This window comes from Bacteroides faecium, from assembly GCF_012113595.1.
GTDB lineage: Bacteria > Bacteroidota > Bacteroidia > Bacteroidales > Bacteroidaceae > Bacteroides > Bacteroides faecium.
Window position 1 is genome coordinate 2,101,911 of sequence record NZ_CP050831.1, and the last position, 25,144, is coordinate 2,127,054.

Sequence of the window (25,144 nt, forward strand, 5' to 3'; positions counted from 1 at the left end):
GTGTTAAGTTATTAAGTAAATTGTTTATTGTTTCTTTCCAAAAGAATCGTCCAGTCGGTTGCGAATCATTAATGAAGCGATAATGCCGGGTATGGTACAGATACATACCCAGATAAAGAAGCTGGTGTAGCTGGTGTGTTCCTGTATCCAGCCTGCGGGCATTCCCGGAATCATCATGCCCAGTGCCATAAATCCCGTTCCGATAGCATAATGGGCAGTCTTGTGCTCACCTTCCGCAATATAAATCAGATAAAGCATATAAGCTGTGAAGCCGAAACCGTAGCCCAGTTGTTCGATAGCTACACAGATGGATATAAACAGGGGATTATCCGGAGTGGTGGCAGCCATCCATACGTATAAAATATCCGGCAGGTTGATAGCCAGTGCCATGGGGAGTATCCATTTCTTGAATCCGTCGCGTGACACAAGGAAGCCGCTGATAATTCCCCCGACTAACAGGGCTATAACGCCTATCGTACCGTAAATCATTCCGACGGTTGCCGTCGATAATCCCAGCCCGCCTTTATCCGTAGTATCGAGCAGGAAAGGAGAGGCTATTTTGGTTAATTGCGATTCTCCCAACCGGTAGGTGAGCAGGAAAAAGAACATAAGTCCCAAATGCTTCTTCTTGAAGAAAGTGACGAAAGTCAGGAGAAAATCTTCTAGTAACTTTCCCGCTGTCAGTCCCGGACGTTTAGTGTCGGAAGCGGGATGGGGGAGAATAAAGCGGTGGTAGATAGTAAGGGCAAGAAATAATCCCGCCATAAAGTAGAATGTAATGCTCCATGCCAGGGGAATATTGTTTTGTGACGTCTCCAACCAACCTGCCAGCATCACAAGAATACCTTGTCCGAAGATATTGGCAAGCCGGTAGAATGTATTTCGGATACCAACAAAGAAAGATTGCTCTTTGTTATTGAGCCCAAGCATATAGAAACCGTCCGCTGCGATGTCATGCGTAGCCGAACTGAACGCCAACAGCCAGAAAAAGGCAAGAGTGAACTGCACATAATGAGGCGTAGGGATAAAAAAGGCTATCCCTGCAAATCCGGCAGCAATGAGTCCTTGCATGGCAATAACCCAGGCACGCTTCGTTTTTACCAAATCAACGAAAGGACTCCACAAAGGCTTGATAGTCCAGGGAAGATAAAGCCAGGAAGTGTATAAGGCTATTTCTGTATTCGACAATCCCAGGCGCTTGTACATGATGACGGCAATAGTCATTACCGCTACATAGGGCAGCCCTTCTGCAAAGTAGAGGGTTGGAATCCAGCTCCAGGGATTTTTGTTTATGGTTGGCGTTGTCATAGCATCAGTCTGATTTTATTTATATTGTCTCTCAATCATACTACCGGGGTAGTAGTGAGATAGTATCTCTTCGTATTTATAACCTTGTTCTCCCATTACGGCAGCACCAATCTGGCAAAGCCCCACTCCATGTCCCCATCCGGCACCGGTGAGGATAAAGCGGGAAGGGATTTCTTGCTCTTCTTCTTTGTATTCCTTATCCACAACGAAAGCAGAACTATAAAGATGAGAAGTCGATAGCGTGCGGCGTATTTCCAACTCTTTTCCGATGGTGAGTGTGCGTAACGTACCTACTATCTTCAGTCGGACGATACGACCGGACGTTCCCCTTTCTACGGGAATTAAATCTATAATCTTCCCGAAATCAATACCCGAGCGTTTGTGAATCAATTCGGACAGTTCTTCTTGGGAATAGCTTACTTTCCAACGATAGAAGTCGGCAGTCTCCTGGTCGTAGTTATTTAAAACCTGACTGAGAATCTTCTTGTCCTGTGTGTTGCAGAATGCGACGGGCGAAGTGCGTATCCACTTGTCAGCTTCAGCTTCTACGGTCAGGTCAGGAAGTTTGTTTGCTGTTTGGCTGTCCCGCTGTCCGATAAGATAGGGATGCCTTACATTCTCCCAGCAGTTCTGGAATTCTTCAAAAGCGCCGCCACAACATTTGGAAAAGCGGGCGTCACAAATCTTTCCTTCATACATAAGTACTTCACCCCGTGTCGCGGAAACAGCCTCAACAGCCTGCGGAGTTGAGGCACGTGTAATTCCTTGATAACGCTGGCAATGGTCGTCGGCACATACATCAAAGTTCTTGTGGGCTTCATGGTCGTACCATTTGATAAATTGAGAATTGAGAATTGAGAATTGAGAAATGGCTGCGCTGTCCGGTTGCATCTTATTTTTTAATTTTTCATTCTCAATTTTTAATTTATTCAACAGCCAGCTTCGGGAGATAACTGCATGTGCTTTCAACAGCTCTAAAGAGGCTGTTGCGCTCATTTCTGATGAAATCACGCTGGTGAGATAATCTTCGATAGAAATTATATTGATGGCGGTTAGCTTGTCATCTTCAACGATAATCTTCAGTTCACCTTTGAACCTTTGCACTTCTTTACGTTCCCAATGGAAGTTGATGCCAATGGTTACGTCTTGCAGTTCAAAGAAAGAAGAAGTATCCTGTTGGGGAGTGATATCTTGTTGGGGTATGATATCCTGTTGGAACGTAATATCCTGTTGAGGACTAAAGGAAAGCTCGTCATACTCTTTTTCTTGCCAACAGACTTTCCCATTTCGATAAACGGCTTGCTGTATTCCGGAAATAGCCATTCCATCCGAAGAGATAAATTTTCCCGGGAAAGACGGGAAAGAGAAGTTAATCTCTTTTCCGGAAAGAATGCCAACTGCTATTTGCGGCTCTGTCATAATGCGGCTTTAATACGTTCTGTTATTTCTTGCAGCTTTTCTTTCGATATGGATATTTCCTGATAGATATCATATACCTTTTCAGAAGTTAGTTTCTCCATATCCTCTTCGCGTACTATAGGGAATATGCCGTTCATTTCAGCAATAGCAGGACTGATGAGAATTTGTTCGTTTCCTTTTGCGAAATAGCAGTCAGGACGGTGTTTGCTGCGTAAGAAGATGCAGCATTTGTAAGGGTATCTGGTTGCGGTTTCAAGTTCGTCTTCGTAGTTATCTCCCAAAAAATCTTTGGTGCATTCCGAGCCATACCAGGCAAGAATATTCATCATGGGTTCCTTGCCGTTGCTATCGGCGGATAAAATGTCGTAAATCAAATGAAAGGTCTTTGACATTGTTTCCTTACTATCCGCTTGAACATTGATTAAGCTGGCCGGTGCGCATACATAATTTATTTGTAACTGATCGTCGTCTATTAAATCCGTACAATCGTTGGAGAGATCGTAAGAAATTCCAGCCATATATTCTTCTTTTGTACAGGCTTGAAAATGGGCATGATCGGGAGCGGAAGCACCACATTCCGGCCCGTTATACATGAGGAAGTACTCTCTCATGATGTCGGTAAATTCTATCATGTCATCAAAATATCCTGCTATGGATTGTGGGCGGTGTTCTTTGTCCGCGATGGTGAAGTGGTGTTTAAATACGGGGTAGGGGTTGACCAGTATCTGATAATTCTTATAGCTGAGGAATTCTTGTTCTTGCGGACGGTTTTTCTGGCAGAGGAAACAAGGTCGTGAGTGAACAGAGGCAGTATCTGTTTGTGCCGTAGCCGAAAGAATACGTTTCGGGTTAAGGAACGCACCTGCTTCTATGAGGGTCTTGCCTATCCATTTGGAGAGATCTCTTTTTTGCTTTTTATATTGTTCCAATGTCCGATAATTCTCTTTGGCAAGTTCCCATGAAAGGGTCTGCTTTTGGAATAACTGTTCGATTTCCTGCTGAAAATTCTCTAATGTCGTTTTTTGTTGCAGGATGCGCTGTTCCAATTCCCACGTACGGAGCCGGTCTTTGTATAGATTATTCCGATTGACTTTCTCAACAGGCAACGCGGCATCCGAATTACCTTCCCAACGGCGACAGAGGTAGACGACATCGTACACCCGCCCGATTTGATAGTCGTGTGAGATTCTCAGGCCGAGTGCATAGTCCTCTCCGTAACTTGTGTTCGGCACATTGATTTCCCGAAGAATAGGAGTATAAAAAGCTCTCGGTGCTCCCAGTCCATTAATGCGCAAGGCGTTATTCCGTCCGTTATCGGGTGTCCATTCTTTATGGTCGATGATGCCGGGAGCTATCTCGTTCATGTTGAAGTCCGTCATCATGTAAGTGCCGATAACCATCGCGCAATTCTGTTCATAGAAAGCATTAACCATAATTTGCAGCGTATGTTCGTCTTTATACACGTCGTCGCTATCCAGTTGGACGGCAAATTTTCCGCATTTCTCGTGATGGATACCTACATTCCAACATCCGCCTATACCGAGATCATCTCTTTCGGGAATGACGTGAATCAGCCGCTTGTCCGAACTAAGTTCACGTAGAGCTTCACAGGTTCCGTCTGTCGAATGGTTGTCGATGACAATGACATTGAACGGAAAGGTCGTTTGCTGGTTCAGTGCCGAGCATACGGCATCTTTGATTGTGCGAATGCGGTTGCGTACAGGTATAATAACAGAAGCTTCATATTCAAAAGTATGGGAAGAGAAGTCTACGGGACAGAAGTTGGGATAAAGATATCCGCCGATTGCTTTCAAATGCTCGGTGCATGCCTGTTCCATTTCAATCTGTACCTGACGGTTTTTAGGGTCTACATAATCGAACTGCTTCTCACCGCTTTTTCGCTTGTCGCTTTCTACTTCGGTATATAGATATTCGTTGATATATACCAGTCTGCTCTTTTGGGATGTTTTAAGTCTCAAATCATACAAGCCTGCATATTGATATTCCTCTTCCGTATCTTTTATCGCTTCCTTGAATGTGTTGGCATTGAACAGTAATACCGAACCGAAATCGAAGTCGTCACGCAGACTGCCGGGTTGGTAGTCAATGACCGGAGCAGGTTTTTGCACACCGTTCATCTGTTGGTAATGGTCTGCATAGACCATACCTGCTTGAGTCATTTCCATGACCTGAACCATTCTTTCAAGAGCGAACATGCCCAGTCGCAGCGCAGTGCGTTTAGTATAAACTAAAGTATATGCTTTATCGGAGTGTTCGGCAATGGCTCGCATCGCTTGTGTAGATTGCATTTTCTCTACAGAAATGAGTTCGCATCCGGGGATGCAGACATTGGTAATCGGTGATGCCAATAAATAAATCGTGTCTACCAGCGCCGATGCACGTAACTCCTTAACCGTCTGTATCGTTTCTTCCAACCTGCTGAAAGGAAGAAAACAGTTGATTGTTGCTTTCATTATTTTATTTCTTGTTTTGTAGTATGAGTTGTGAAAGATGTTTCTTTGTCTTGTCTTTTGATGAACAAACAAAGTCCGAGGAATGTGAACAGGGCATTGATAATCAACAACTCGTAACTGATTTGGTAACCGTTGAACCAGACTTCCGAATTTCTTTGCAGGATATAGCAAAGTGCAGGGGAAGCGATAGCTACCAACGGGATATATTTATCATAAACTTGTTTCTTGGTGAAGATGCCGAAAGCAAACAACCCTAAAATAGGTCCGTACGTATAACTTGCCAACGTGTAAATCGCGTCAATCACGCTGGTATTGTTCAGCAGATTGAAAACGAAAATAACCGCTCCCATGACGACTGCCATACCGATATGTACATGCTTTCGTATCTTACTGAGTGCGGCTTCCCCTTTTTTCTGTGCATGTAGAATATCTACGGTAAAGGAAGTAGTCAGTGCTGTCAAGGCAGAGCCTGCCGCAGAATAGGCGGAAGCTATCAACCCGATAATGAACAATATCCCGACTATACCGGGAAAATAATCTCCGGTAGCGACCATCGGAAATAGCTCATCGCTTTTTCCCGGATTCTCAATACCCTGCTGCGCTGTAAAAGTATAAAGCAATACTCCCAGCATCAGGAAAAGCAGAATGACAAAGAACTGCGAAATGCCGCTTGTAATCATGTTTTTCTGTGAATCCCGGAAGTTCTTGCAACTGAGATTGCGCTGCATCATATCCTGGTCTAGCCCGTTCATGGCAATGACGGTGAATACCCCTGCCAGAAATTGCTTGAAGAAATACCGCTTGTCATTGACATCATCGAAAAAGAACGTCTTGGAGAAGTCACTGTCCGAAATCGTAGTGACCAGACCGCTGAAATTCAGATGCAGGCTGGAAGCGATATAATAGATACAGAGAACGACCGAAACTACCAGGCAGAATGTTTTCAGGACATCTGTCCATATCAATGACTTCACCCCGCCGCGGAATGTATAGAGCCATACGATAAATACGGTTAGGATGACATTCAGCAAGAACGGGAGATGAAAAGGTTCGAAGATAAGCAGTTGCAATGTCAGGCATACGAGAAAGAGTCGGACGGCTGCTCCCAGCATTTTGGAAATAAAGAAAAACCAGGCTCCCGTCTTATAGGATGAACTTCCGAACCTGTTTTCCAGATATTCGTAAATGGAAACTAGATTCATACGATAAAAGAGAGGAACGAGCACAAACGCTATGATAATCTGTCCGACGATAAATCCCAGTACCATTTGCAGATAAGAAAAGCTGCTTGCCTGTACCATGCCCGGAACAGAGACAAAAGTAACCCCGGAGATTGTGGAACCGATCATGGCAAAGGCAACAATATACCAAGCTGATTTACGGTTCCCTACAAAGAATCCTTCATTGTCAGCTTTGCGTCCTGCTATATAAGAAATAGTGAACAGGATTATAAAGTATGCCACAATAGTAATAGATATGACGGCTGGGCTCATTATCTGCTGTTTAAATTCGTTTGGAGATAAAATATCTTGAATTATGTAGCAAATATAGCTGTTTTCGATGATATAATCCAATAAACAGATGTAATAAAGAGCATTCTTCCTCTATATAAATTATCAGCCTGTGTTTTTTCTCAACCATTCTCACCCCTATGAGAAAAAATACTCATGCCTATGAGAAAATTTTCTCATAGGCATGAGTATTTTTTCTCGTAAGAGTGAGAATAACCCCTCGCCAGAGCATACTGACAAGGGGATTATCTGGAACTCAAATGGATTATTGTTTCTTGTAAAGAAGGTATTTCTTGGATGCACCGGCATAGATGCCGGTATTTTCAAAATCACATAGGATGCTTCGGGTATCTTTGGAAACCTTGGGAATACATACATCTACTTTGACACACGACTGGCTTTGTGCAGGGTCGGCAATATGCAGTTCCGCATTGTTCTGATAGATGTTTTTGAGCATTAGTGTACATGCTTTGTCCACCTTTACAGTAATCTCCTTATGAGTGAAAGTTCCTTTCCTATAAAATACCATTTGCCAGATATTCAGCTTTTTGTGTCTTACAATCTGCATCGAATCCGTATTGACAAGGATTTCAACAGGATTCTTTTTATTGTATGTTTCCATCTGCCGGGCAGAAGTTATCCCCGGTATTATGATATATGCATAGGTGGCGTTGTGAGGGGTAGTCCCGTGGTCAAATCCAAGAGTGAAGACTTCCCGGTGTTGGATTTCTTTCGATTCGGTATGGTTAATGTCATACCATGAGCCTGTTTGTTGCTCATTGTTCAGGTATATCCGCCCGCCTTGGGGGAAAATATATCCGATTCCGTTATGTAAAGTCCAGTCGGGAGAATCGTAGGAAAATTCTCCTTTCTTTATAGCTGTTTGTTTCTTGTCCTGTGATACTAGTATATTCTTGTCGTTCAGCAGGCATTGGTTGATTGTAGTGTATATAGGCGCGTGAGAAGTAGAATTGATTCCTGCTCCTAAGCATACCACTTCATTATCGAAGAAGAACCATGCTTTTTTAGCACCGGTATTGACTCCGGCATAGTTATCCATGTAGGCATAGGCTGATACTCCGTAGATACTGTCGGATACGCCGCCAGCAAAAGTCGATGTCCCCCTGGTCTGCCAGTCGCTTGCAGCCATCGGAATCGTATCCAGTTGCGGAGCGGTCGTTCCGGGGATTCTGCACCAGTTCCATACAGGAAGGATATTGGCGTATTCGTTTCCTTGTGTTACTATATTGGTGCATCCGTCCGACAGGAAATAAGTCTTTAGGTTTTCCCCGTTGCCGTATTCGCAACGCATCGTGCGGGTGGATACCATGCGGACGTCGAAGGTATAACCGGGACGTACGTGCAGGGTATAATCTCCCCGGAAATAATGTGTGTGCAGTGGCTGCAATTTAGATTCGGCAGGCTGCTCACCTTTCAGACGTGCGATAATAGCCTTATATTCATCGGCATGTTCCGGGTCGAGAACAATCATTCGTTTGGCAAACAGGGCGGTAGCGCTTTTGTCGGTAATGTCTTTCCGGCTTATTCCTCTACCCAGTACGTCGAAAAGCATATGTTGTCCGCGTATGGTCTGATAATAAGTCCCGCGCATGAATTTGCTCAGAATCCGTATCTTTTCAGTGCTCAACGCATATCGGGTTCCTTGAGTGTACATGGCTACTTGGGTGGTTCCTTTCAAGATTTCATCCCCATATCCGCCGATATAAAGCTGTACCCCATGTTGGAAGTAAGAGTTGTCATGTTGGAACCCCTCTTTAACTGTATATTCTATCGGGCTGTAAGCATTATCGAGAGCTGTTTTCAAGTCGGTTTCGTTCTTTTCCAGGCATGAGCGGTAAATCCAGTGGAGCGCGATGTCTGTCCGGTTGGCGCCCGTCCATTTGGCAGGATCTCCGCCTTCTTTACGTATGCGTTGCAGGGTTTTAGTTTCCAGTGCGGATGGAATCTGTTTTTTGCCGATGCGCATCTGTACAAGCAATATGCCGATTTTCTGTGGCTCGGCAATCTGGTTGTACCACCAGTTGTTGCAGTGCGGATTACGTTCATACCAATATTCCAGTCCTTTCACTATTTTATTGTAAATATCCTCGTTTTGATAGTAAGTGTTCTGCGGATTGGTATAGGCAAAAGCAAAATCATACAATCGGTCTATGTGGGTGAGAGGTTCCCAATTGGTGCGGTCGCGGCGGCTGTAGTCTACGTCGGTGAAACATCCTTTGTTGGTATCGTACTTGTTTAAAACTTCATCAATAAGTGGATTTTGTGCAAAGTCTTCCCTAATTTTCTCCATCAAAGTTTCGAATTCATCTTGCACGGAAAGAGAGGACGTTTTGATTACGTTCTGACTGCTTTCTGTTGCGACTGTTGTGGATGTCCCCAGAATCAATAGTGAAAAGAGGATGATGCGACAAACAAATTTCATGTGAGTGTTTATTTAAAGTTGTTGTATATAGATTCTTGCGGGACAAAGATATGGAAAACCGGAAATACGGTGGGTGACTATTGTCTTTTCTTTATTGATTTATCTGTGTTTTTTGTATTATGGATTATTTTATCTCTATAATCGTACAAAACTATACCTTAATTTTATTAGATTTGTAGTGTCTTTGTATTCGGATACTGATGTGCGTATCCATTATTTGAGAACCTTAAAACGACAATACAAATGGTGCGAAAATATATATGTCTCTCGTTTATGACTCTTTTTTTACTTTGCTATTCTATACCTTATATATCTGCTCAAAACTTCAAGACTTTGGGAATGAAAGATGGATTGTCCCAGCCATCTGTACTGGCAATTTTTCAAGATACATTGGGAAGGATGTGGTTTGGCACACGTGAAGGTGTGAATGTTTACGACGGAAAACAGATGATGCAGTTCAAACGGGAGATAGCGGAAGAACAGCAAGTAATGGACAGATACCTTTCCGGTAATGAAGTGAACAGGATTGTCGGAGACAGGAATGGTGATGTATTTATGCGTGTGGAACGTGCATTGGTGAAATATGATATCCGGAATGAAACTTTTTCTACTTTGCGGAAAAGCAATGTGGGAGCAATAGATACTTTCCAAGGTGAAGTATGGTGTACAGTGCGTGATTCCCTGTTTCGGTATAACGATAAGACAGAGATGTTGGATTTTGTATATAAACTGAATCTAGAACGTATCACATCTATGCTTGTCGAAGATGGTAAATTGTGGATTGGTACATCCAACGGGCTTTATCTTAAGGAAAAAGGCGACATTAGGTGTCTACTGCCTGCTGTGGAAATATATCGTATATTCCGGAGTAGCAGAGATGAACTGTGGATTGCTTCCCGCATGCAGGGACTATACCATATAAAGCGTGACGGAAAGTTACGTAAAGTTCCGGTATCGGACAAGCAGGTTATCAGTAACCAGATACGTGAATTGGTAGAAGACGAACAACAGAATATCTGGTTTGGTACTTTCAACGGATTACAAGTCTATAACCCTTATACAGATACGTACCGTTCTTTTACTTCCGAAAACCGTCCCGGCACTTTGACGCACTCTTCTGTCTTTTCTTTGTATAAAGACCGCCAGGGAACAATCTGGATTGGCACATATTATGGAGGAATCAATTATTTCAATCAGACCAAAGATGTTTTTTATTACTATGCTTACGACAAGTTGCGGAATGACTGTCTGAACTTTCCTTTTGTGAGTAGTATGCTTGAAGATGAGGACAGAACCCTATGGATATGTACCGATGGTGGCGGTATCAATTGCCTGAACAGAAAGTCCGGAGAGTTCAACTATTATACAGCATCAGATCCCGGCTCGATTCTTCATAATAATGCGAAAACGATAGCTTACGATGAAAAGCGCGGGTATATTTATGTCGGAACTTATACTGGGGGAATGAGCCGGTATGACCGGCGTACAAAACGTTTTTATAATTACATTACCGAGAATGGGACAGCAGGGAACGGCCCCGACGAAATCATCTATCAGATACTCTTCAGAGATGACAAATTGTATGTATCTGCCCGTAACGGATTCTGGGTATTGGAACCGGATACCAATGAATTTGAATTGCTTAATAATGCGGATCTGTTTCTGACCTTTGAAATAGATTCTAAAGATAATGTGTGGTTGGCTACCCGGACAAACCTGTTTCGGATACATCTGGGCACTCCTGAGAAGATTAAGAGGATAGAACCGGATAGTCCCGGTATAAAATGCAGAATTACGAAGATATTGGAAGGGACCGACGGATTAGTATACATGACAACTTTGGGAGGCGGACTGCTGACTTACGACTACGTGTCTGATAAATGGGTTGCCTATACAGTGGAAAACAATAATATGTTGAGCAATTATTGTTATAATTTGGCAGAATCTCCTAAAGGTAACTTGCTAATCACCAGTGATAAGGGACTGACGGTTTTTTCTCCACTGACAAAATCAGTTCACTCTATTGAGTTGGGCATAAAAGGTGGCATTTCTGCTGTTGCCGACGGTTGCGGTATTTTTGTAAGCAGAGATGAGCAGATCTTTGTCGGCGGAGTGGATGGGATGGTTTCTTTCCGTGAGGAAGATTTGTATGTGGACGATGACGGTACCTCCGGATTTTATTTCTCTGATTTGCTGGTCAATAATACAAAGATATATCCCAAGGATAAATCAGGAATATTGCAGGAGTCTTTGCCTTTTACGCATGAACTGAAGTTGTCACCCAAACAGAATAATTTGATTGTCAATTTCTCCAGTTCCAACTATGTGGATATTTTGCGGAATACTTGGTATCAATATAAACTGGAAGGATTCGATAATGATTGGATTCTGACTACACAGACCAGTTTGCATTATACCAACCTCTCGCCCGGACGCTATGTATTGAAAGTACGTGAAACGGCAAACTCACTGAATGAGCACCAATGTAAGGAGATAGCTTTGGTGATAACGATAGATACTCCCTGGTATTATACACTATGGGCTTGGATGATGTATGTAGCGTGTACTTTTATGGTCGTTTATTGGATCTGGAGAGTGAAGATGACACGCAAGATTTTGTCTCTTTCCTTGGAAAAAGAAAAAGCGGAGAAAGAGCGTATTGCGGAACTGAACCAGATGAAACTGCGGTTCTTTACGAATATCTCTCATGAGTTCAGAACACCGTTGACATTGATTATTGGTCAGATAGAGACTTTGTTGCAGTTGAACCAGTTTTCTTCTTCTGTGCAAAAACAGTTGTTGCGGGTACATAAAAATGGCATGCATCTTCGGAATCTGATTACGGAGTTACTTGACTTCCGTAAACAGGAACAGGGCTTTTTGAAATTGAAAGTTGTGCAAAAGGATGTGGTCGAGTTTGTGAAAGAAATCTATTTGTCTTTTGACGAGTTTGCTAAGAGGAAACGTATCAAGTATGTTTTTGAGGATGTCGACAAACATATAGATGTCTGGTTCGACCCGGTGCAAATGCAGAAAGTTGTATTTAATCTTTTGTCCAATGCCTTCAAGTATACGGATAAAGGCGGGAATATAAAAGTGGGGGTAAGAAAGTTGCAACAAATGGTAGAAATAGTAGTGGAAGACACCGGATGCGGTATCCCTGAGGAGGAATGGACTCATATATTCGAACGTTTTTATCAAGCTGACAATAATACAGGAATGAGGATCGGGACAGGCATCGGGCTGGCTTTGACCAAAGGAATTGTCGAATCTCACAAAGGACGCATGGAAATGAATAGTGAGGTAGATAAAGGAAGTATATTTAAAATATATCTGCCTATAGGCAATGCGCATTTTACTCCGGAAGAGTTGAAACATGAAGATGTAGGGTTTATGGTTTCCGATTCAGAGTTGCAAGTTATTATTGACGAAGATATGGAGAATCAAATTGATTCGGATACAGATGGTGATGATAGGAAGGAAGAAATGAAGGATAGACCCACCATACTGTTGGTTGAGGATGATTTGGAAATTCTTGATATGCTGGAACAGGTATTTTCGTCTGCTTATCATGTCTGTAAAGCGACAAATGGACAGGAAGGGTTTGATATGGCCTGTCAGTTGCAGCCGGATATTATATTGAGTGACGTGATGATGCCCGTCATGTCGGGAAAAGATTTGTGCTATAAAATAAAGAATAGCATTGAATTATCTTATATACCGGTAGTGCTTCTTACGGCACAGAACTCAACAGAACAGATGGTTGAGGGATATATGTTTGGTGCGGATGACTATATCATCAAACCTTTCAATGTGAAATTGCTGCTGACACGTTGCGGCAATTTGTTGAAAAATAGGCAGTCGCTATTAAAGAAAATGGCTCATGTAGAGAAAATACCGACACAAGAGGTCGGCGGGCTGACTGCTGTTGACAAGAAGTTAGTGGATACTGCTGTTGAGATAATAAAGCGCAACTTTGATAATCCGGATTTTGATATGGATATGTTGGCGGCGGAACTGAACTTGGGGCGCAGCAAAATGTTTACCTGCATAAAAGAAGTAGTAGGGCTTACTCCTAATGAATTTACGCTAAAGCTAAAATTGGAAGAGGCTTTGAGATTGCTAAAGGAAGAACCACAATACAATGTCTCGGAGATTTCCTATAAACTAGGCTTTAATTCTCCACGTTATTTCAGTCAATGTTTTAAAAACTTTTATGGAGTTTCTCCTCAGAGCTACAGAAAAACTTCTGCAAAGAAATAAGTACGCAGGCTTGATTCTTATCTGTTTGTCTTCTGAAAATGTACTAGAATTGTACAGATTATAGCATATATTATCCGAAATACGATTATCGGTGATGTATGCTGTATAAACGAAAGCGTTATTCTCTATTTCCCTTTTTATTTGCATTGTGTTTACTAAGGCCTGTCTTGCAACAGATAATAATGCGAGCGGGAAGTTTTAAATTAATGCTTGAATAATATGAAAAACAGAATTAAGTTTCAGCTACTGACAGTACTACTGTTTTCGGTCTTTGCGGCTTGTTCAAAAGAAGACGTCTCGGGAGAACCCGATGATGGGGGAGGAGGAACGGCAACCGACCGACCGTTCGACGAAGTGCTGGTCGGTGATTTTGAGTCGGAAAAGACTTCACCCTATTTTTTTCGTTTTGGCAATAAAGGAAATGCCAAAGAAGAATTTGATTATCTCCCCCGGTGGAATTATGATTACGAAGTCATTAATAATCCGGTTCAGGGTTCCGGTAATCGGTCGGGGCGTGTGCTGAGCTATCAGTCGATGGAAGCGCAGAATTATGGCATCAAAATCATGTTTACCCAACCGGTTCAGGTGAGAGGATTGCGAAGTATCAGCTTTAAAATTTACCAGCCGGCGAATGTGATAGGAAAAACAACCTGGACAGGAAGCGCTTCTGCAAGCAGACAAAAACTTTGCGTGAAGTTACTTTCTGAGTTCAATACTATCAATGACTTTAAACAGGATGAAGGTCTTGTATTGGAAGATGTTGTGTTGGACTTTATTCAGGAAAACAGTTGGGTGGATTGTCGGTTTGTTTTTGATCCTGAGGTGGTAAGCAGTTGGAAACTGGAGCTTTTTAAAGAAGGTGTCCGCGGCTTGGCCATTATGCCTACTTACGGAGCAGGCGTGACACTATCCGAACATTCAGTATACAAATGCTATATCGATGATATACGATTAAATTTTCCCGAAGAATGATAAACAGCGGGAAGTGGAGATATAAAGAAGAAATAAAAAACAAATTTGAAAGTAACGTTTATTTAAGTTTTTGCTTATGAGAAACAAGACTTGGTTAGTGGTGCTGGCTCTATTGGTAATGCATTTCGGCAGGGCGTTGGGGAATGATGTACGTTCCGAGATAGCGGCTGTTGCACAGCAAACAAAAGAGAAGCTTGTAGTTGGAACGGTGTCTGATGATATGGGACCCGTTATTGGTGCTACGGTATTTGTGAAAGGAACACAGAATGGTGTGATTACCGATTTGGACGGTAAATTTAAATTAAAACTCCGGGTAGGGGCTAAGATTGTGGTTTCGTTTATCGGTTATAAAGATAAAGAAATCGTTTACGATGGGGCATCCGAACTGAAGATTTCTTTGAATGAAGATGTGACCAGTCTTCAGGAAGTGCAGGTGATTGCTTATGGTACGACTAAAAAGGTGACTATTACAGGAGCTATATCTTCCGTAAATGCGGATGAGATTCTGAAGACTCCGGCAGGAAGTATCACAAATGCGTTGACCGGTAAGGTGACCGGACTATCCAGTGTACAAAGTTCCGGACAGCCGGGAGCGGACGATGCCACGCTTTATGTACGTGGTGTCGGTTCTTTGTCGGAGGGACTGTCATCACCATTGATATTGGTAGATGGTGTGGAACGTTCGTTCGGGCAGCTCGATCCGAATGAGGTAGAAGATATTACGGTACTGAAAGATGCTTCTGCTACGGCAGTATTTGGTGTACGCGGTGCTAATGGTGTTATTTTGGTAACTACGAAACGCGGTCAGGAAGGTAAAACGAAGATGAGCTTTTCAACCTCTTTCGGCTTGCAAATGCCGACACGTATTCCCGAATTTGCCGATAGTTACGAGTATGCAAGCGTGTACAACCAGGCACAGCTTGCCAGTGGCATAAAAGAAGAGGATTTGGCTTTCGGACCGAAAGTTCTTGAGGGATTCAAAAACCGCAATAATTTATTGGCTTATCCGGATGTCGATTGGGCGGATATGTTGATTAAGAAGTCGGCTTTACAAACACAACACAATTTTACCATATCGGGCGGTGCGAAGGCGGTGCGCTTTTTTGCATCATTGGGAGTATTTACGCAAGATGGACTGTTTAAGACTTATGAAACAGATTATGACAGTAATTATAAATACAACCGTTATAATTATCGTATCAACTTGGATATAGACGTGACAAAGACCACCACCATGAGGATCAATCTGGGAGGACGGTTGAACGATACACGTACGCCGAATTATAACAATGGTTCTTCCACAGACCTGATAAATCTGTTTAGGGAAATATATGAGGCTCCGCCCTTTGCAGGTGCGGGTATCGTTGACGGGAAACGTATAAAGACTGATCCGACGATTATCCCCCCGACAATGGGAAGTCTGGCAGATCCTTTACAAAATTTCTATGGGAAAGGCTATGCCAATTCACTGGGGAATACATTGAATTTTGACTTTGTATTGGAACAGAAGTTGGATTTTGTAACAAAAGGGCTGAAACTGGCTTTGAAGGGGGCTTATAACAGTGGAGTCACGCAGAAAAAAACAAGAGCTTCCGGCAATGGAGATTTGTACGAAGCTATCATCAATGAGAATGGTAGTGTTGATTTGAAGAAAACACATGAAAAGTCAGTGTTGGGATATAGTGTAGGATATGGCAAATCCAGAGACTGGTACATGGAAGCGGCTTTGAACTATAAACGTGATTTTGGGGCACATCATGTTTCTGCATTGGCTATGTATAACCAGTCTATGAAGTATTATCCGAAAGGAGATTGGCCTGGTATTCCACGTTCCTATGTCGGTTTCGTCGGGCGTGTCACTTATGATTATCATACACGCTATATGGCGGACTTTAGTGTCGGTTACAATGGTTCCGAGAATTTTGCTCCGGGTAAACGGTTCGGATTGTTCCCTGCCGGTTCAATGGGCTGGATTATATCAGAGGAAAACTTTATGAAGCCGCTGAAACCTTATGTGAGCTACATGAAAATACGTGCTTCTTTAGGTGTTGTCGGTAACGACCTCACCAGTGATAAATCCCGTTTTCTTTATTTGCCGGACGTATATGATGCCAATGGAGATAATTATGGATATAATTTTGGTATAAACAATTCGCAAAATGTGATTATCGCGTCGGAAGCTAAGAAAGGAAATCCGGATGTTACTTGGGAAACGTCTACTAAACAAAACTATGGTTTGGATTTATATTTCTTTGATGACCGTCTCAAAACTACCTTTGATTATTTTATTGAAAATCGAAAAGATATTCTCACTTCAAGACAAGTGCTGCCGGGTTATCTAGCTGTAACGTTGCCTACTGCCAATATTGGAAAAGTGGACAATAAGGGATATGAGGTCAGTGTGAAATGGGAAGATTCGTTGAAGGAGTTCAGATATAATATAGGTGTCAACCTTTCTTATGCGAAGAACACGATTGTTTTTATGGATGAGATTCCGCAACCTTATGACTATATGGCAAAAACGGGAAAGCCGGTAGGACAGTCTTTCGGTTATAAATTCGAGGGCTATTTTACGGAGAAAGAGGCAGCTGATTATACATCGGAGAAAGGTAAAACAATGCCGGATTATGGAACAGGTTTTACTCCCAATGCGGGTGATGTGAAATATAAAGATTTGAATGGTGATAATGTGATAGACTATCGTGACGAGTCGGCTATTGGCTATCCTATTTATCCCCTGTTGACCGGGGGGATTAATCTGGGACTCTCATATAAGGGATTTGATATAAGCATGACTTGGTCCGGTGCGACAAAAACGTCGCGTATGTTGCAGCAGATTTACAGAGAGCCATTTGGTGAACAGAATAATAAATCACTGTTGAAGTATTTGGTAGATAATGCGTGGACTCCGGAAAAAGGAAATTCGGCGAAAGCTCCCCGCATCTCGTTTCAGAATAAGAAACATAATTATCAGGCTTCCGATTTATGGTTGCGCGATGCCTCTTATCTTCGTTTGAAGAATTTGGAAATTGGCTATACATTGCCGGCTGCTTGGGTAAGGAAAATGAATGTTAACCAATTGAGAATCTATTTATCAGGATATAACTTGTTGACTTTCGACAGCCTGGATGTATTGGACCCCGAAATGACAAATACTTTAAATCCTTCCTATCCGCTTATCAAAGTGGTGAATCTGGGATTAAAACTTAGTTTCTAATAAAAAAGACACCAAATATGAAAAGGATAAAAATATATATATTATTAGGAGTAGGACTATTGCTGGCATTGTCCTCTTGTGAAGACTTTGCATTGGGAGATAAATTTCTGCAAAAGCCCCCCAGTAATGATATAACGATCGATACTATCTTCTCGACAGCCGAAATGGCGCGCAGGGTATTATGGAATAGTTATGACTATTTGCCTTATGGCTATTCTACGGATAAGTTCTTTACTGCTATGAAAAAAGGAAATATCGAAGGCTTGACAGACTTGAATCAAGGTTATTGTAATGATAGTGGTGAATTACAAATCTATTATCCGGGTAAATATACCGCTGATGTAGAGAATAGCAATCAGTCGGGAACAATCTCAATGAATAATATATCTAAGTTCCGTTTCAAGGAATTCGGCTCATGGAGTGGCATTCGTCATGCCTGGTTGTTTTATGAAAATGTAGACCGCGTACCCGATATGTCGGCGGAAGAAAAGTCTAGAATGAAAGCTGAGGCAAAGATTCTGGTTGCTATTTTTTATGCCAATATGTTCCGTCATTATGGAGGGCTGCCGTTGGTTGACCATAGTCTGCGTGCGGATGAACTGAATTTTCCGGCACGTGCTACGGTGCAGGAAACGGTTGATTTTATCGTAAAATTGTTGGATGATGCGGCGGCATGTCCGGATCTGCCTTGGGTATTGCCGGAAGGAGAACAGGACAATTGGTATGGTCGTGTTACAAAAGCTTCGGCAATGGGATTGAAAGTCAGAGTGTTACTCTTTGCAGCCAGTCCTTTGTTTAATGATACCAAACCTTATTATCCGGGTGAGGCGTCCGACAAATATCTGACTTGGTATGGTGACCGTCAGGATAGCCGTTGGCAAGCGGTGGCCGATGCGGCTTTGGCATTTTTCAAAACAATGAAATCGCAAGGCTATTACAGGCTTGTGGAGAAAGGCGATACGCAAAAAGGAACCAGTCGTGCGGCTTTTCGGGACGCTTATTATAAGAGAGGTACGACCGAAACCCTCATAGCCTCTTTTCGTAACATCCGTACGGCCAATCAAAATTCTCTGTTGGTACAAAGCATACGTTGGGGAGGATTCGGGCCTACGAAAGAATGTTTTGATATGTTCCCAATGGCAGATGGTACGGAATTCAGTTGGGATAATGAGGAACAGGCAAAGAATCCGTTTGCGAATCGTGATCCGCGTCTTTATGAAACAATTTATATAGATGGTGATGATTTTAAAGGGAAGCCGATCCAACTATTTCAGGAAAATCCGGCAGATAAGGTGAACTATCCGAAAGGAGCAAATTTTGGAGTGTATCCGATAGATGCTAGCAGTATAAATACAGGGCTGACTTCTTTCAAATTTGGTTTTGACCGTGATGGTGGTGAATTTAAAGGCAGAGTGATCCAGTGGCCGCATTTGCGTCTTGCCGAAATCTACCTGTCGTATGCTGAAGCGTTAAATGAATTGGGTCGGGCTAAAGTGAAAGATGAATTGGGAATGGATGCATTTGATTATGTAGACGTGGTACGCAATCGTGTAGAACTGGGAGATTTGGATAAGAATATGGGAAAAGAGGATTTCCGCGAACTTATTTTGCGTGAACGTGCATGTGAGTTTGTTTGGGAGGAAGTACGTTTCTTTGACTTAATTCGTTGGAAGCGTGAAGATATCTTCTCAAAACGCCTGCATGGTCTGAAAGTCTTTAAACATAAGACAACCAAGGAATATGCATTTTCTGAATTCTTGTTACCGGAGCGTGCATGGCAGAAAGAATTCTCTCCGAAGAATTATTTGAGCGCATTCCCGTCCGATGAGATAAATAAAGGATACGGGTTGGTACAAAATCCTGGTTGGGAGTAAGATACGGTATAATTGTAATGAAATCACAATGACACTATGAGGAATTATATAAAACTATTAATCATTGGTACTCTTTGTTCATCTACGGCATGGGCGCAAGTATCAGACAGTATATCAGATAAGACTGGAGATGAGATGGCAAAACGCGTTGAATACGGACGTGGAATCTCTTATGATGCAAAAGAAAATACGGCTGCTACGGCAGTTGCTACGGCGGACGAACTGTCGCATAGGACAAGTGTAAATGCTTCAAACTTACTCTATGGACTATTGCCGGGCGTACAAGTATTGCAGAATGCGAATAATGCCTGGAATGACGGAGCTTCTTTATTGGTTCGTGGAATGGGAACCATGAGTACCAAGTCTCCTTTGATCTTGGTGGATGGGTTCGAGCGTCCCCTCGATTATCTTAATTCATCGGAAATAGAATCGGTAACCGTATTGAAGGATGCTGTTTCCGCTAGTTTGTACGGTATAAAAGGAGCAAACGGAGTGATTCTGGTAAAAACGAAAAGGGGAGTGGAATCTGCGCCTGAGATTGATTTTTCTTATCAATTCAATATGGGGACTCCCCGCCGGCTTCCCGATTTGGTGGATGGCTATACGTATGCCCGTGCGTTAAATGAGGGATTGGAAAATGACGGGTTGCAGCCGCGATACGATGCAAAAGCACTGAAAGCATTTCAGGAAGGTACTTATCCCGATTTCTATCCGAACGTAGATTGGATGAATGAGGCCTTACGCGATCACAGTTATGGTGATAATGTGACGTTCTCAGCCCGTGGTGGAGGGAAGTATGTGAAGTATTACTCACAATTGAATTTTCTGGACGAGCGTGGCATCTTGCAGCCTACCGACCTGAATGATGGTTATTCTACACAGTTTAAGTATTCGCGTTTGAATATTCGTACCAATCTTGATATAAAGGTGAGTAGTTCTACGCAGTTGAAGCTAAATATGTTTGGAAACTTCTCGGAGCATAATCGTCCGGGAACGGAGGCCTCGACTATTTTCGATGCTTTGTATAAAGTTCCTTCCGGTGCTTTTCCGGCTAAAACCAAGAATAATGTGTATGGAGGTACTACGACCTATGCTAATAATCCAATCGGATATATAGCCGGCACCGGTTATGCACGTTCGCAAGGGCGCGTGTTGTATGCAGATATGGAGTTAACGCAGTCTTTGGACTTTATAACGAAGGGGCTGACCTTCGGAGCTAGAATCAGTTTGGACAACTATGCCACTTATTGGGACAGTAATACCAAAAGTTTTGGTTATGAGTCAGCGGCAATGGACTTTGAGACTGGCGAGGAAACATATAAGACATTGAGAAATGAAGGAACCCTTTCTTTTGGAAGTAGTGTCGGTGATGTATCCAATCATTTTAATCTGGAGGCGCGTGTCAATTATGAACATTCCTGGAAAGAAGATCATAAGTTAAATGCGACATTGATGTACTCGATGGATAAAAACACGCAGAAAGAACGTAATGAGTCGACAGCTTTTATAGACGCGATAGCACAAGCGCACTATGTATATAAGAATCGTTATATGCTGGATGCTTCTTTCTCTGGAACGGCTGCCAGTGTATTGGAGCCCGGCAACCGTTGGGGAATCTTCCCTGCGGTAGGACTTGGCTGGATACTTTCGGAAGAAAATTATCTGAAAAGAAACTGGCTGAACCTACTGAAAGTGAGAGCTTCGTACGGCATTGCGGGACGTGCGAATTATGACATGAATCTGTTTAATAGTGTGTATGGTGTAGGTTCCGGATATTACTTTAAAGACAATATCACTTCTTTGGGAGGAATGAAAGAATCACGTTTGGGAGTTACCGGATTTACTTATGAGAAATCCCACAAAGTAAATTTTGGTGTAGACCTTGTCGCATGGAATTGTTTGTCGGTGACGGCAGATGCCTTTTATGACCATCGCACCGATATTTTGGTGGACGCCTCGGGCACTATGTCTACAGTGCTGGGTATTGCTGCTCCTAAACAGAATACCGGGGTGGTAGATAACTACGGAGTGGAACTTGCTGTCAAATGGAACGATCGGATTGGCGACTTTACTTATCAGGCAGGTGCTATGTTTTCTTATAGTAAGAATGAAATCGTAGAAATGAATGAGCAATATCGTCCTTATGAATATCTGAAGCGTACAGGAAAGTCTTTGGGACAAATTTTTGGTTATGAAGTAGAAGGTATTTATCAGAACCAGAAGGAAATAGATGACCGTGAAGTGAAGCAGTATCTGTCGGAAGTTCGTCCGGGGGACTTGATGTTCAAGGATCAGAATGGTGATAATCGTATTGATGAATATGACCAGGTGGCTTTGGGATATAACTCAACCTGCCCTGAAATATATTATTCGTTTGATTTGGGAGCAGAATACAAAGGTCTGGGATTTTATGCCTTGTTCCAGGGAGCTGGTAATTATAGTAAAGTATTGAATGTGAACAGTGTTTATCGTCCTTTGGTGAGTAACAACACAGTTTCTACTCATTATTATGAAAATCGATGGACAAAAGAGAATCCGAATGCCCTGTACCCCCGTCTGACTTATTCCGGTTCGAACAACAACTATAACACAAACAGTTTGTGGGTGGCTGACGCTTCCTTCCTGAAACTAAGAACACTGGAAGTATATTACCAGTTCTCTCCCAAAGTGATGAAAAAAGTAAGCCCATTGAGAAATGCACGTTTATTTGCGCGTGCTCACGATCTGTTCTCTTGGGATAAGATTGATATAATGGATCCGGAAGCGGTCAAGGCTGGTCATCCGTTGATGACACAATATACTTTCGGAGTGAATTTAACTTTCTAAAATGGATGTAAGATGAAAAAGATAATACTGAAATATTATGTGGTGGGGCTGTTGGCTGGATCACTTACCGGATGCGATTTCATTGATTGTGACGAGTCGTCGGATTATAAGAAAGAAGACATTATTGTTAGTTATGAACGGACGAAACAAATGGCTACGCATGTATATAGTTTTCTGCCGAACGGGTTCTGCAATATTGATGGAGCTATGCTTGACGCTGCTACCGATGATGCAGTGCATGTATATAGAACGTCTAAGATTCAGCGTTTTGTAGATGGAACATGGGGGGCAAACTCTGTAGTAGATGATGTTTGGAGTCACTACTATGAAGGCATACGTGCTGCTAATCTTTATCTGAAAGAGGCGGAAGGATTGACTTTTGAAGATTGGAAGTTTAATGATAATTACGAAGCTTGGATGAAAAGTTTCGAATATTACAAACATGAAGTACGTTTCTTACGTGCATATTATTATTTTGAGTTGATAAAACGTTATAAAAATGTCCCCTTGGTGGACAAAGTGCTGACTCCCGAAGAAGCCAATTGGGTGGAACCTGCTTCATTAGAGAAAGTCGCCAAGTTTATACTGGATGAGTGCGACGAGTTAAAAAAGATATTGCCGGCAAATTTTAGCGACGGTTTTATGGACAAGGAGACTGGGCGTATCACCCGTGGAGCAGCTATGGCTTTGGCTTCTCGTCTGAAGCTCTATCTGGCAAGTCCTCTTTATTCGTCAGATAGCCCGGAAAAATGGAAAAATGCGGCAGATGCGGCTTATGAGATTATTGGTCAGGCGTCAACATTGGGATATGGATTGAGTAAATATTCCGATTTGTTTGATGAGGATAACAATAAGGAAAAGGAAGTTATTCTTGCACGTCCGGTAGGGGAGAGCGGCAGTTTCGAACAGAGTAATTTTCCTATGGGAGTGCAGGGTGGAAAGACCTCTACGTGCCCGACCGAGAATCTGGTCAGTGCTTACGAAATGAAGGCTGACGGAACTCCTTTTGATTGGGGAAATGAGACGATGCGTAAGAATCCGTATGCAGGTAGAGATCCCCGCTTGGCGATGACGATTGCTTACAATGGTATGGAGTGGCCGAAGACTGCATTGCAGATATGGGAAGGTGGAGCCAACGGGTTACCATTGAATAATGCTACGGTTACGGGTTATTATCTGAAAAAGTATGTCAACAATGATATTAGTTTTGAATCCGGAGCTACGGTTACGAAAAAGCATCATAACTGGATTTTGTTCCGTTACGGAGAAATTCTTCTGAATTATGCCGAAGCGATGGCGAATGCATTCTCGCCGTCCTATAAGGATGGGGATAAATATCCTATAAGTGCTTTGGATGCGGTAAATGAACTTCGTCGTCGTAATGACGTAGATATGCCTTCCTATCCGGATGATATTTCAAAGGAAGATTTTATAAAGCGTTTGAAGAATGAGCGCCGCGTGGAATTAGCATTTGAAGGACATCGTTTTTGGGATGTACGCCGCTGGAAAGAACTGGATGAAACAACCGAAATCTATAAGGTGCAGATAAGGAAAGACGGAACAGATATGTTGTATGACAAACAATTGTATGGCGAACGTGTAGTTAGGGATTGCATGTATTTTTATCCGATTTCTAATTCTGAACGGTTTAAAAACACGAACCTGATACAAAATGAAGGTTGGTAAACAGTAACATTTTATAGATAGAATGATGAAGGTAAAAAGAGCAATTCTTTTCAGTATCGTGATTTTGGGGGAGTTTTTGTTCTTCCCCAAAATCTACTCGCAGGAAGTGCCTGCACTGGACAAAATGTTTCCTAATGCTGTTATCGCAAGAGAACATTATGATAGGTTGAAAGCCGAACTCTCGAAAGAAGGGGATAATACTTTCAAAACAATGTTTGACAAACATATCCGTGGATATGCAGAGAGGGTGATGGCGAGCGGTAAACAGCCGGTTGCCGCCGTCTCTTCGAATAACAATGAGCAGGGAGTGAACATCTATGAGGAAATGAAATCCATTTATTATTTATGTGTGATGTATGTTTTCAACCAAGACCAGCGATATTTGGAAAAGGCTGTAGATTATCTTACGGCATGGGCTAAGATAAATATAGCGGAGCCTAAAGCTAATATTCATGAAGAAAAGTATTCGTGGGCAGTGGAAGGATACTCGCTTATCCGGAATATTATTTCCGCAGAAAACCGGCAGCTCATTGATGGATGGATGATAAAACGTTTGACGCAGTTTGAAAAAGACAATGACTTGCGAGGAAACAACTGGGGAACCTGTTTATTGCGGCAGTACTATCTCTACGGCTTGGTATTGAATGATAATAAATGGATAAACAAGTATAAAAGTACGTATCCCGAATGGGTGAAAGGAAATTTATTTCCCAACGGTACTACTACGGATTTATTGGCGCGTGACGCATTTGCTTATCATGCGTATGATCTTTCTTTTTTTGCAAAAATAGCACATCTGATAGCATTGTATGAGGGGTATGATGCTGCTGACAATTTCTATATGCAGAATGTGGGCGGGGGAGCTTCGGTAAAGAGGTGTGTAGACTTCTGGAAACCCTTTATGATGAATACTCCTAAATACGGACATGTTGAATTTGTGGATACGGAGTATGAGCCTGATAAGAAAAGAGAGGATTATAATAAGGCTTACGACCCTTCGTCTACTCTGTATGTAGTGGATGAGTTGTATGAGTTTGATGATAGCCTGAAGGAAATATTTGATAAGTACCGGGGTGGAAATGTCTGGATAAACTGGCGTTCTGCGTTAAGTGCTCTTCGATGGTTGAATGATGGAAAATAAGGAAATAAAT

General features: G+C 42.4%; 12 protein-coding genes. 7 read left to right on the plus strand and 5 right to left on the minus strand.

Features of this window, described 5'->3' with window-relative positions; translation table 11 throughout:
* Positions 1-24 precede the first annotated feature (24 nt).
* The 5 genes from BacF7301_RS07330 to BacF7301_RS07350 all read right to left on the minus strand — a co-directional run bounded on the left by BacF7301_RS07330 (position 25) and on the right by BacF7301_RS07350 (position 9,155).
* On the minus strand, positions 25-1,308 hold the full coding sequence (locus BacF7301_RS07330; RefSeq protein WP_167961596.1) for an MFS transporter: 1,284 nt from the start codon (positions 1,306-1,308) through the stop codon (positions 25-27).
* A 15-nt stretch (positions 1,309-1,323) separates the two neighbouring features.
* On the minus strand, positions 1,324-2,727 hold the full coding sequence (locus tag BacF7301_RS07335) for a SpoIID/LytB domain-containing protein (RefSeq protein WP_167961598.1): 1,404 nt from the start codon (positions 2,725-2,727) through the stop codon (positions 1,324-1,326).
* On the minus strand, positions 2,724-5,201 hold the full coding sequence (locus tag BacF7301_RS07340) for a DUF4922 domain-containing protein (RefSeq protein WP_167961600.1): 2,478 nt from the start codon (positions 5,199-5,201) through the stop codon (positions 2,724-2,726). Before BacF7301_RS07340 ends, BacF7301_RS07335 begins: the two co-directional genes overlap by 4 nt.
* On the minus strand, positions 5,201-6,694 hold the full coding sequence (locus BacF7301_RS07345; protein ID WP_167961602.1) for a sodium:solute symporter: 1,494 nt from the start codon (positions 6,692-6,694) through the stop codon (positions 5,201-5,203). The genes BacF7301_RS07340 and BacF7301_RS07345 overlap by 1 nt, the downstream gene beginning before the upstream one ends.
* 283 nt (positions 6,695-6,977) lie before the next feature.
* Positions 6,978-9,155, minus strand: a complete 2,178-nt coding sequence (locus tag BacF7301_RS07350) for a polysaccharide lyase 8 family protein (RefSeq protein WP_167961604.1) — start codon at positions 9,153-9,155, stop codon at positions 6,978-6,980.
* Between the two features lie 273 nt (positions 9,156-9,428).
* Here BacF7301_RS07350 and BacF7301_RS07355 point away from each other — a divergent pair, with 273 nt between their 5' ends.
* The 7 genes from BacF7301_RS07355 (at position 9,429) to BacF7301_RS07385 (ending at position 25,134) form a co-directional block, all read left to right on the plus strand.
* Positions 9,429-13,418, plus strand: a complete 3,990-nt coding sequence (locus BacF7301_RS07355; RefSeq protein ID WP_245208407.1) for a hybrid sensor histidine kinase/response regulator transcription factor — start codon at positions 9,429-9,431, stop codon at positions 13,416-13,418.
* 219 nt (positions 13,419-13,637) lie between these two features.
* On the plus strand, positions 13,638-14,390 hold the full coding sequence (locus tag BacF7301_RS07360; protein WP_167961609.1) for a hypothetical protein: 753 nt from the start codon (positions 13,638-13,640) through the stop codon (positions 14,388-14,390).
* A gap of 76 nt (positions 14,391-14,466) precedes the next feature.
* Entirely contained in the window at positions 14,467-17,607 is a 3,141-nt protein-coding gene (locus BacF7301_RS07365; protein WP_167961611.1) for a SusC/RagA family TonB-linked outer membrane protein, read from the plus strand.
* A gap of 17 nt (positions 17,608-17,624) precedes the next feature.
* On the plus strand, positions 17,625-19,481 hold the full coding sequence (locus tag BacF7301_RS07370) for a RagB/SusD family nutrient uptake outer membrane protein (RefSeq protein ID WP_167961613.1): 1,857 nt from the start codon (positions 17,625-17,627) through the stop codon (positions 19,479-19,481).
* Between the two features lie 36 nt (positions 19,482-19,517).
* A complete protein-coding gene (locus BacF7301_RS07375) occupies positions 19,518-22,307 on the plus strand; it encodes a SusC/RagA family TonB-linked outer membrane protein (protein ID WP_167961615.1) in 2,790 nt (929 codons plus the stop codon).
* Between the two features lie 12 nt (positions 22,308-22,319).
* The gene (locus BacF7301_RS07380) at positions 22,320-23,993 is read left to right on the plus strand and encodes a RagB/SusD family nutrient uptake outer membrane protein (RefSeq protein ID WP_167961617.1); all 1,674 of its coding nucleotides are present in this window, start codon (positions 22,320-22,322) and stop codon (positions 23,991-23,993) included.
* A 22-nt stretch (positions 23,994-24,015) separates the two neighbouring features.
* The gene (locus BacF7301_RS07385) at positions 24,016-25,134 is read left to right on the plus strand and encodes an alginate lyase family protein (RefSeq protein WP_245208409.1); all 1,119 of its coding nucleotides are present in this window, start codon (positions 24,016-24,018) and stop codon (positions 25,132-25,134) included.
* Positions 25,135-25,144: the final 10 nt, after the last annotated feature.